General features: G+C 58.6%; 11 protein-coding genes. 2 read left to right on the top strand and 9 right to left on the bottom strand.

The features are described from left to right. From ACM62R_RS07490 to ccoN, 7 genes are all read right to left on the bottom strand, one after another. A partial coding sequence (locus tag ACM62R_RS07490) for a cation transporter (protein ID WP_415183434.1) occupies positions 1-247 on the bottom strand: 247 nt, incomplete at its 3' end. Between the two features lie 3 nt (positions 248-250). Beyond that, on the bottom strand, positions 251-706 hold the full coding sequence (locus ACM62R_RS07485; RefSeq protein ID WP_415183433.1) for a FixH family protein: 456 nt from the start codon (positions 704-706) through the stop codon (positions 251-253). Positions 707-708: 2 nt separating this feature from the next. Further along, positions 709-2,154 carry a cytochrome c oxidase accessory protein CcoG gene (ccoG, locus tag ACM62R_RS07480; RefSeq protein WP_415183432.1) on the bottom strand — a complete coding sequence of 482 codons (1,446 nt, stop codon included), beginning with the start codon at positions 2,152-2,154 and terminating at the stop codon, positions 709-711. Between the two features lie 339 nt (positions 2,155-2,493). Next, positions 2,494-3,366, bottom strand: a complete 873-nt coding sequence (gene ccoP / locus ACM62R_RS07475; protein WP_415183431.1) for a cytochrome-c oxidase, cbb3-type subunit III — start codon at positions 3,364-3,366, stop codon at positions 2,494-2,496. A 12-nt stretch (positions 3,367-3,378) separates the two neighbouring features. Beyond that, positions 3,379-3,591, bottom strand: coding sequence for a cbb3-type cytochrome c oxidase subunit 3 (locus tag ACM62R_RS07470; protein WP_415183430.1), 213 nt, complete (start codon positions 3,589-3,591; stop codon positions 3,379-3,381). A gap of 11 nt (positions 3,592-3,602) precedes the next feature. Continuing rightward, positions 3,603-4,328 carry a cytochrome-c oxidase, cbb3-type subunit II gene (ccoO, locus tag ACM62R_RS07465; RefSeq protein WP_415183429.1) on the bottom strand — a complete coding sequence of 242 codons (726 nt, stop codon included), beginning with the start codon at positions 4,326-4,328 and terminating at the stop codon, positions 3,603-3,605. Between the two features lie 12 nt (positions 4,329-4,340). Next, the gene (gene ccoN, locus ACM62R_RS07460) at positions 4,341-5,945 is read right to left on the bottom strand and encodes a cytochrome-c oxidase, cbb3-type subunit I (RefSeq protein ID WP_415183428.1); all 1,605 of its coding nucleotides are present in this window, start codon (positions 5,943-5,945) and stop codon (positions 4,341-4,343) included. A 258-nt stretch (positions 5,946-6,203) separates the two neighbouring features. Between ccoN and ACM62R_RS07455 the strand changes: the two genes are divergently transcribed. Then, complete coding sequence (locus ACM62R_RS07455; protein ID WP_415183427.1) at positions 6,204-7,043, top strand: universal stress protein; 840 nt, start codon at positions 6,204-6,206, stop codon at positions 7,041-7,043. Between the two features lie 115 nt (positions 7,044-7,158). Here ACM62R_RS07455 and fnrL read toward each other — a convergent pair whose 3' ends face one another. Further along, positions 7,159-7,905 carry a transcriptional regulator FnrL gene (fnrL, locus tag ACM62R_RS07450; RefSeq protein ID WP_415183435.1) on the bottom strand — a complete coding sequence of 249 codons (747 nt, stop codon included), beginning with the start codon at positions 7,903-7,905 and terminating at the stop codon, positions 7,159-7,161. Positions 7,906-7,964: 59 nt separating this feature from the next. On the opposite strand from fnrL, the gene hemN reads away from it, so the two are divergent. Continuing rightward, complete coding sequence (hemN, locus tag ACM62R_RS07445) at positions 7,965-9,320, top strand: oxygen-independent coproporphyrinogen III oxidase (protein ID WP_415183426.1); 1,356 nt, start codon at positions 7,965-7,967, stop codon at positions 9,318-9,320. A 61-nt stretch (positions 9,321-9,381) separates the two neighbouring features. Here hemN and ACM62R_RS07440 read toward each other — a convergent pair. Further along, positions 9,382-9,725, bottom strand: a 344-nt coding sequence (locus ACM62R_RS07440) for a glycosyltransferase (RefSeq protein ID WP_415183425.1), incomplete at its 5' end; no start/stop codon positions are given.

Here is a 9,725-nt window from a genome sequence, read left to right as displayed (position 1 = left end):
CCGCCTCGACGCTGACCCGTTTCAGGGTCAGGTTCACGCGGGCAGACTGCACCCCCTCATGGCGCTGCAATTCCCGCTCCACATCCGTGATACACACGGCGCAATGCGCGGTGGGCAGCGACAGGATCAGCCGCGCGTCCTTAAGCGCATCCGACCCGGCAAGCCGTTCGGCTGCGGGGGCGGCAATACAGGCGGGGCAGGCAGAGGCGGCGGGCCGCACTGGCGTTGCCGCAGGCGAAACGGTCATGTCTCAACCCTTTACAAAGAAATCGAGCCTTTGGCGAAACGCGGTTCCATCTTTGGCCTTGGCGTCGATATGGATCAGCCAGTTCCCCGGCGCCAGCGTCACCGGGGCGGTATAGATGCCACGTTGATAAACCAGCGCGGGGCGCTGATCGTCGCGCACATGGGTAGGCCGCCCGATCACCACCGCAAGCGTATCAACCGGCGCCGGAAGCCCGGCGCGGTCGCGGATGATCAGGCTGATGGTGCCGTCACCATATTCGGGGGTGATCTGCCAGCCTAACGCCTCTTGCGCCGCGCGGTCGGCATCAAAGTCCTGCGACGCGACATAGGAATTGGCGACCTCAAGACCGGGGAACGTGGCAATCGCCTGCCAGGCCATCACCAGATTGACCCCGATGATGACCGCAAACGCGCTCACCACGATGATCAGAACCTTTTTGCCGGTCAGCGGGGCAGCCATGGTCAACTGTCCTTTCCGTTGAAGATCGTATCGGCACTGACGCGGTCAGCGCTGGTCGTGTCTTCTATCCATATACGGATCCCGGTGCGGGCGGCCAGTGCAGTCTGGCTTTTGGCGGGTGCGGTAACGTAAAGGCGTTGCGTCAGCGTCTGGTCGGCGCGCACATCGACGATATTCCCCTCGACCCCTTCCAGGTTCAGGATCAGGGAAGCACTGACACTGGGGTCGTCGGCCGTGACCGTGATGCGGAACGGCACATCGGACGCGGATTTGTTGCGCAGGCGGATCTGATAGATGTTGCGGATCGCGCCATCGGATTCCATCACATAGGTCGGATTGCGTTCAGGCGTCACGTTGAAATCAATTGGCGAGCGCAGGAACAGCGCCACGATCAACGCCACGCCGATACTGCCCCAAAGCGTAAAGTAAAGAATCGTACGCGGCCGGAAGATGTGCTTCCAGACCCGGACCGGGGGGGTGCCGGCACGCTCGGCCGTCTCGTCTTTCAGCGCCAGATAGTCAATCAGGCCGCGCGGCCGGCCGATCCTGTCCATGACCTCGTCGCAGGCGTCGATGCACAGGCCGCAGGTGATGCATTCCATCTGCTGCCCGTCGCGGATATCAATCCCCATCGGGCAGACGTTGACGCAGGCCATACAGTCGATGCAATCGCCATGCCCTTCGGCCACACCGCCCTTATTCAACTTGGCGCGCGGTTCGCCCCGCCATTCGCGGTAGCCGATGGTAATCGTATCCTCATCCATCATGGCGGCCTGAATCCGCGGCCAGGGGCAGGCATAGATGCAGATCTGTTCGCGCGCAAAGCCGCCAAAGGCAAACGTCGTCAAGGTGGCAACCGCAATGGTGATATAGGCGACCGCACTGGCGTTACCGGTAAACAGATCCCGCAGCAGCGTTGGCGCATCGGTGAAATAAAACACCCACGCCCCCCCCGTTGCCACGCCGATCAGCAGCCACAGCACCCATTTGGTCAGGCGCAGCCGGGCCTTGCGCAAATCCCATTTCTGCCGAAACAGGCGAATACGTTTATTCCGGTCACCTTCGACCCAGCGCTCGACCAGAATGAAAAGATCGGTCCAGACGGTTTGCGGACAGGCATAGCCACACCACACCCGCCCCAACGCCGAGGTGAACAAGAACAGCCCCAGCCCCGCCATGATCAATAGCCCCGCCACAAAATAAAACTCATGTGGCCAGATCTCGATCATGAAGAAAAAGAAGCGGCGGTTTGCCAGATCCAGAAGCACCGCCTGATCCGGCAGGCTTGGCCCACGATCCCAACGGATCCAGGGGGTAATGTAGTAGATCCCCAACATCACCGCCATCAAAACCCATTTCAGATTGCGAAACTGCCCCTTGACCCGGCGCGGAAAAATCGGCTCGCGGGCGGCATAAAGTGGGCTGCTGGTATCATCGGGTAAGCTCACACGGGTCTCCGCTGACTGAATTTGGAATTGTTCTTAGTCGATATGGTCCGTCTCGCAAGGCTTTGACATGCGTCAAAAAGACATATGGCAGATACGAAACAGATTTGCGTCGTTTTCAACCCTGTCTGATCGGGCAATAGCGTAGCCTGCCGCAGCTGTGATTTGATCCGCCATCGGGCGAACCTGCCAAATGAGTATACACGCCTTGGTGCCCTTTTCGAAGAAAAGCTCGTCGCCGCGGCGCCGTCTTATCTTTGCAAAAGGCGCCGGGTCAGCGTTTGCGCGCCCAAGACCGGATACCGGTGGTACGACCGGGGGACCATGGCCCCCCGGATAATCTTATTCGCCGCCGCCCAGACCGTGGACATAGGTCGCCACGGCACGGATATCCGCCTCCGAGAGGCGCGGGCTCCAGTTCGGCATGACGCCAAAACGGGCATTGGTGACGGTTTCGGTAAGTGTCGCCACGTCACCACCGTAAAGCCAGATCGCATCCGTCAGGTTCGGCGCGCCTTGGGCGCGGTCACCGGTGCCGTCTTCCGAATGGCACGACGCACAGTTTTCCTCAAACACGATGGCGCCTTCGGTGGCCAGAGCCGCGTCGGCATCCTGCCCCGAAATCTGGCGGATATATTGCACTACTTGCGCAATCTGATCGGGTTCCAACAGCTCGTCCTTGCCAAAGGCGGGCATCTGGGAATAGCGCGCCTCATCATCATCGGTGTTGCGGATACCGTGGGTGATCGTGGTGTGGATCGCTTCGATGTCACCGCCCCACAGCCAGTCGTTATCCAGAAGGTTGGGATAGCCCTTGGCCCCGGCCGCCCCCGACCCATGGCACTGCGCGCACCAGGTGTTGAACACCGCTTTGCCGGCATTGGCCGAATAGCTGGCAAGTTCGGGGTCAGCGCTTATCGCGGTAAGATCCGTTGCCACCAGCTTTGCCTCGATCGGGCCGTTCGCATCCGAGTAGCGCTGCATCTCAACCGCAACATCCGCACGCGTCGACGCCCCCAAAAGACCGGGCGTGGCCCCATTGATCAGCGGCCAGGCCGGATAGGCGATGGAATAGACCACCCCCCACGCAACACAGGCATAAAAGCTCCACAACCACCAACGCGGCAGGGGGTTGTTGAACTCCTGGATCCCGTCCCACGAATGGCCCGTGGTCTCGACCTCTTTTTTCGTCGCTTTCACAGGTTTTTTGCTCATATCCACGCCTCCTTACAACGTGGCGCCGTCGTTCTTGTGGGTGCCTTTGCAACCACAAGAACGGGCGGGTTTGTCTTCATGCCGGAAGGGGATGTTTGCCACATCGTCGTGCATTTTGCGGCTACCGGGCCGCCAGGCCCAGAACACAACCCCGATGAAAACCAGGAACAGCGCAAGCATCACCCAGCTGTCAGCGAATTCACGCAACAATGAATAGGTATCCATCCCCCAGCTCCTTAACGACTTGCCACGGGTTCGAAGGTCGAAAAATCAACCATCGTGCCGAGAACCTGAAGATACGCGACCAGCGCATCCATTTCCGAAATACCCGGCTTGCCATCGAAATTACTGATGTTTGCTTTGGGATAACGGGCCAACAGCTCGTCGTAATCGCCATCAGGGTCGATCTGCGCGGCAAAGTCGGCTTTGGCCGCGGCGATCATCTCTGAGGTGTAGGGAACCCCGACCATTGCATCTGTTTTCAGGCGGTCCTCGATATAGGTGGCGTCAATCATCCGGTTCATCAAGAAGCCATATTTCGGCATCACAGATTCCGGCACCACCGACTGCGGGTCGGTCAGGTGGTCGATATGCCACGCATCCGAGTAGCGCCCCCCCACACGGGCAAGGTCAGGCCCGGTCCGCTTGGACCCCCACTGGAACGGGTGGTCATACATCGACTCGGCGGCAAGGCTGTAATGGCCATAGCGTTCCACCTCATCGCGCATCGGACGGATCATCTGGCTATGGCACAGGTAACAGCCTTCGCGGACGTAGACATCACGCCCGGTCAGTTCCAGCGGTGTATAGGGCCGCATACCCTCCACCTTCTCGATTGTGTTTTCGAGATAGAACAGTGGCGCGATTTCCACAATGCCGCCAACAGTCACGACGAGGAACGAAAAGATCAGCAACAACGTTGCGTTTTTTTCGATAACTCCGTGTTTATCAAGAAGTCCCATCGTGGTTCCCCCTTATTCTGCCGGGACGGCGGCAACAGACGCGCTCGCGACGCGTGGCTGCTTGGCGACCGTTGCCCAGAGGTTATAGACCATGATGATGCCCCCTGTGAGATACATGACCCCACCCAGACCGCGCACCACATACATCGGATGTTTGGCCGCCACGGTGTCAGCAAACGCATTGACAAGGAAACCCTGGCTATCCACTTCGCGCCACATCAGGCCCTCCATGATCCCCGATACCCACATCGAGGCCGCGTAAAGAACGATCCCGATGGTGGCCAGCCAGAAGTGCCACGATACCAGCGTCAGGCTGTAAAGCCGTTCGCGCGACCAAAGCCGCGGCACAAGGAAGTAGAGCGCGCCAAAGGTGATCATGCCATTCCAGCCCAAAGCGCCCGAATGGACGTGCCCGATGGTCCAGTCGGTATAATGCGACAGGCTGTTGACCGCCTTGATCGACATCATCGGCCCTTCAAACGTGGACATGCCGTAAAAGCCGACGGACACCACCATCATGCGGATGATCGGATCGGTGCGCAGTTTGTCCCAGGCGCCCGAAAGCGTCATCAACCCGTTGATCATGCCGCCCCATGACGGCATCCAAAGCGCGATCGACATGACCATGCCCAGCGTCGAGGCCCAGTCGGGCAACGCGGTATAGTGCAGGTGGTGCGGGCCGGCCCAGATATAAAGAAAGATCAGCGCCCAGAAGTGTACGATCGACAGTTTGTAGCTATAGACCGGACGTTCCGCCTGTTTGGGCACAAAGTAATACATCATCCCCAGAAAACCGGCCGTCAGGAAAAAGCCCACCGCGTTATGGCCATACCACCACTGCGTCATCGCATCCTGCACGCCCGAGAAGACCTGAACCGATTTCGACCCAAAGAACGACACCGGAACCGCCAGGTTGTTCACCACATGCAGCATCGCAATGGTCACGATGAACGACAGATAAAACCAGTTCGCCACATAAATGTGGGGTTCCTTGCGCTTCATGATGGTGCCAAGGAAAACCACCAGATAGGCCACCCACACGATGGTCAGCCACCAGTCGGTCAGCCATTCAGGCTCGGCATATTCTTTGGAATGGGTCGCCCCCAGAATATACCCCGAAGCCGCCAGCACGATCATCAACTGATAGCCCCAGAACACGAACCACGCCAGATTGCCGCCAAACAGCCGCGCCGCCGAGGTGCGTTGCACGACGTAGAACGAGGTTGCAATCAAGGCATTGCCGCCAAAGGCAAAAATGACCGCTGATGTGTGCAGCGGGCGCATTTTGCCAAAGTTCATGTAACCGTGGAATGCCTCGGAAAAATTCAACGAGGGATAGGCCAGCTGAAACGCGATGATCGTGCCCACCAAAAAGCCGACAACACCCCAAAGCGACGTTGCAATGACACCCGCACGCACGACACCGTCATTATATTCATTTTGCGAGGCAGGAACCCTGTCCCCCATCGTGCGCAATACCCAGATAAACGCCATCGTTGCTGCAAGCATGATGGTCCAAGCGTTTACCAGATAGGCAACATCACGCGCATAATTGGCCGCGATCGCGGCCAATACCGCAACCGCACCCAGCGCGATCAGCTTTAGATAATCCCACATTCTGCGTCCCTTCGTCTTGTCTTGGCCACCGACTCGAAGCCGGCAGGCTTTTTGACTTATGCCCTTTTGACCCTTGGCTATGCTATACGCTTTGATCTGTATCAAATCTAGATTGTAGCATGGGATCATTCGCCGCAGTGGGCATTTCGTCGCTATGAAACCTTGATCCGGATCAAGGTTGATGTGCAAAAATACCTTTACTGTCGGCTCCAATATAAAGTCACTTCGAAGAATATTCATCCAAACGGAGAATCGGCCATGAGCTATAAATCCATTCTGACGATCGTGACCGATCCAAAGGTAGCGGCAGCCCAACTGGATAGCGCAGTGATGTATGCGCGCCGCGAAGATGCCCATCTTGATGTGCTTTGCCTGGGCGTGGACCGCACCCAAACCGGCTATTATTATGCAGGCGCCACCGCCTTCATTCAGCAAGAAACCATCGACCGCGCCGATGCCGAGGCCCGGGCAGCGGCAGAGTTTGCCAACAACCGGCTTGCCAACGAAGACATTCGCTGGTCTGCGGAAACCATTGTGGTGCAGCTTGGCGCGATTGCAACCATCGTCGGGTTGCGCGCGCGCTTTGCCGATCTGGTGGTGATGGGCCGGCCCTATGGCAAGGATCGCGGCCAGGAAATCGAGGCTGCGGTTGAAGCGGCGATGTTCGAAGGGCAGGTTCCGGTCTTGATCGTGCCGGACACGGGGGTAGCGCAAGCGCCTGGTCGGCGTATCGTGGTGGGCTGGAATCAATCCTCCGAAGCGTTAAGCGCGATTCGCAAAGCAATGCCGATGCTGAAAGCCGCAGAACACGTCGACATTACCGTCATCGACCCGCCCGCACACGGGCCCGAACGCTCAGACCCCGGCGGGCAGCTATCGCAGCTTTTGGCACGTCACGGGATCAACGCCGAGGTCTCTGTTCTGGCCAAGACGATGCCGCGGGTTTGCGATGTGATAAACCGCCATGTGCGTGATACCAACGCCGATATGGTGGTGATGGGCGCCTACGGCCATTCGCGCTTTCGCGAGGCGATCCTGGGCGGTGCCACACGTCACATGCTTGAAAACGCCGAAGTTCCGGTGCTGATGGCGCATTGATCCGCGCCCTGCCCTGCCCCCCTGCAAAGGGGTGGGGCAGGCACACCTGCCACCGCTGCGCCCTATCGCAACCAACACCCGCCAAAATGCAAGTTTCCGGCGCCGGAAACGGCGTTCAAACCAAAAAAACGCCATCGCTGTCGTCGCCCGCTTCACCCATCAAACGGTCCATGTCCGGCACATTCACACGCCGCTTGCCTTCAAGCTCGATGATGCCGTCGCGTTTCAGCGCTGACATCTGACGGCTGACGGTCTCAAGCGTCAGCCCCAGATAATCCGCCATCGCGTCGCGCGTCAGTGGCAAATCAAAGGACATCCGCCCCTGCGGCAACCGCAGATTGACCGACGCATCCCGCCGCGCCACGATCGACAACAGGCTCGCAATCTTTTCGCGCGCCGTCTTGCGGCCCAACAGCAGCATCCATTCGCGCGCGGCATCCAGTTCGTCCAGCGTCATTTCCAACAGGCGCTGCGCGATATGCGGCGTGCGCAGCATCATTTCCTCAAACGGCTTCTTTCTAAAACAGCACATCACAATATCAGTTGTGGCGGTCACGTTATAAGCCGCCGTGCTGCGCCCCGGCCGCCCGACAAAATCCGATGGCAGCAAAAGCCCCACCATCTGCGTGCGCCCATCCTCAAGCGTCTGCGTCAATGTGGCGATGCCAGACACAACCGAGGCCACAAAATCCATCTTGTCGCCTGACCATATTACCGTCTGCCCAGCCTCAAAGCTGCGGTAATATTTCATGAACTCCAACGATTCCATCTCATCCGTTTCGCAGCGTGCGCAAACCGCACGATGCCGAATGGGGCAATCACCGCATTCTTGAGGATTTTGCTGGGAATTTGCCAAAGGCATCATGGTTCTTTTGATTTGGGTCAAGTATGAAGTCTTCGTCGCTGTATAAGGATAGCCACATGAAACAGGAATCGCAACTTACCCGGCTCGGACTATTCGACGCACGGGTGCCTCGGTATACCAGCTATCCGACGGCTCCGCACTTTTCCCCTGCGGTTGGTCCAACACAATTTGAAGACTGGATCCGGGCGATTCCGGCAGGATCTTCGATTTCGTTATACATGCATGTGCCATTCTGTCGGCGGCTTTGTTGGTTTTGCGCCTGTCGCACACAGGGCACCCAGTCTGACGACCCGGTAATCGCCTATGCCGAAGTGCTTTTGGCTGAATTGCAGATGCTGAAAGACCGGCTTGCGCCGGGGGTCACCCTATCGCGGCTGCATTGGGGCGGCGGCACGCCTACTTTGCTGCCCCCCGATATAATGCGCCGTGTTGCCGGTGCGGTGTTCGATGCCGTTCCGATGGGTCCGGGGGCGGAATTCTCGGTCGAGATCGACCCGAGCGAGATCGACGAGGCGCGGATGGATGCGCTGGCCGAATCAGGCATGAACCGGGCCTCGATCGGGGTGCAGGACTTCGACCCCGAAATCCAAAAGGTCATTGGCCGCGACCAAAGCTATGAGTTGACCAAACACGCGGTGGAAATGATCCGTGACCGGGGCGTTGCCTCGCTTAATGCCGATATCCTTTACGGGTTGCCGCATCAGACCAATCAGAAAATCGCGGAAAGTGTGCAAAAGCTGTTGTCGCTGTCGCCCGACCGGGTGGCGCTTTACGGCTATGCGCATGTGCCGTGGATGGCACGCCGGCAAACGCTGATTCCGACTGAACACCTTCCCTCGCCGCAAGAGCGGCTGGGCCTGTTTGAAACAGCGCGCAAACTATTCGTCCAGGATGGCTATGACGAAATCGGCATCGACCATTTCGCCCGCCCGACTGACGGGCTTTCAAGCGCACAAAAACTGGGGCAGCTTCGCCGCAATTTTCAGGGTTATACTGATGACCTGGCACCGGTGCTGGTGGGTATGGGGGCTTCGTCAATCTCGCGGTTTCCGCAGGGGTTTGCGCAAAACGCAGCGGCTACACCCGCCTATATCAGCGCAATTCGCGACGGGCGTTTTTCCACGGCGCGCGGCCACACGTTCAGCACCGAGGACAAGCTGCGCTCGCGCCTGATTGAGGCGTTGATGTGCGATTTTCGGATTGATTCCGCCGAAATGCTGCGCGACTTTGATGTTACCCCCGATCGCTTGATGCAGATGTTCAACGACGCGGCACACCAATTCGAAGATACAGTGACCATCACCCCCGAAGGGCTGTCAGTGCCCGAAAAGGGCCGCCCCCTGACCCGGATGATCGCCCGCGCCTTTGACGCCTACGATCTGTCAAAAACCGGCCATTCGTCGGCAATCTGACCCCAAAACCCCGCAACGCGTGGCCCAAACCCCCGGTGGATCTAGTCCCGCCGGGGGTTTTTCATGTCGGCTTCAGGCCCACGTTTTCTACAAATTCAATCAGTTGCGGCAAGCAGAGCGAGGCCAGATCATAGCGCGAAATCACGGTCTGTCGCGCGGCATGGCGCAACGGGTCAAAGGCGGCCGGGTTGGCAAGCGCGTCGATCAGCGCCGCAGACCAGCCCTCGATGTCAAAGAAATCTATCAGCCGGCCGTTTACCCCGTCTTCAATCACCTCGCGCAGCGGCGCGGTATCAGAAGCCAGAACCATCGCCCCCGCGCTCATGCTTTCCAGTAGCGACCATGACAGAACGAACGGGTAGGTCAGATAGGCGTGAACCCGGCTGACCTGCAACAGCGACAGGA

Origin of the sequence: Phaeovulum sp. (assembly GCF_047638075.1) — a bacterium.
In the GTDB taxonomy this organism is placed as follows: domain Bacteria; phylum Pseudomonadota; class Alphaproteobacteria; order Rhodobacterales; family Rhodobacteraceae; genus UBA6197.
This window is presented reverse-complemented; position numbering and strand designations above follow the sequence as displayed.

Bases quoted from the DNA above. Each gene is read 5' to 3' on its own strand.
- ACM62R_RS07485 (WP_415183433.1), bottom strand. From the start codon at position 706: ATGGCTGCCCCGCTGACCGGCAAAAAGGTTCTGATCATCGTGGTGAGC.
- ccoP (WP_415183431.1), bottom strand. From the start codon at position 3,366: ATGAGCAAAAAACCTGTGAAAGCGACGAAAAAAGAGGTCGAGACCACG.
- ACM62R_RS07470 (WP_415183430.1), bottom strand. From the start codon at position 3,591: ATGGATACCTATTCATTGTTGCGTGAATTCGCTGACAGCTGGGTGATG.
- ccoO (WP_415183429.1), bottom strand. From the start codon at position 4,328: ATGGGACTTCTTGATAAACACGGAGTTATCGAAAAAAACGCAACGTTG.
- ccoN (WP_415183428.1), bottom strand. From the start codon at position 5,945: ATGTGGGATTATCTAAAGCTGATCGCGCTGGGTGCGGTTGCGGTATTG.
- ACM62R_RS07455 (WP_415183427.1), top strand. From the start codon at position 6,204: ATGAGCTATAAATCCATTCTGACGATCGTGACCGATCCAAAGGTAGCG.
- fnrL (WP_415183435.1), bottom strand. From the start codon at position 7,905: ATGCCTTTGGCAAATTCCCAGCAAAATCCTCAAGAATGCGGTGATTGC.
- hemN (WP_415183426.1), top strand. From the start codon at position 7,965: ATGAAACAGGAATCGCAACTTACCCGGCTCGGACTATTCGACGCACGG.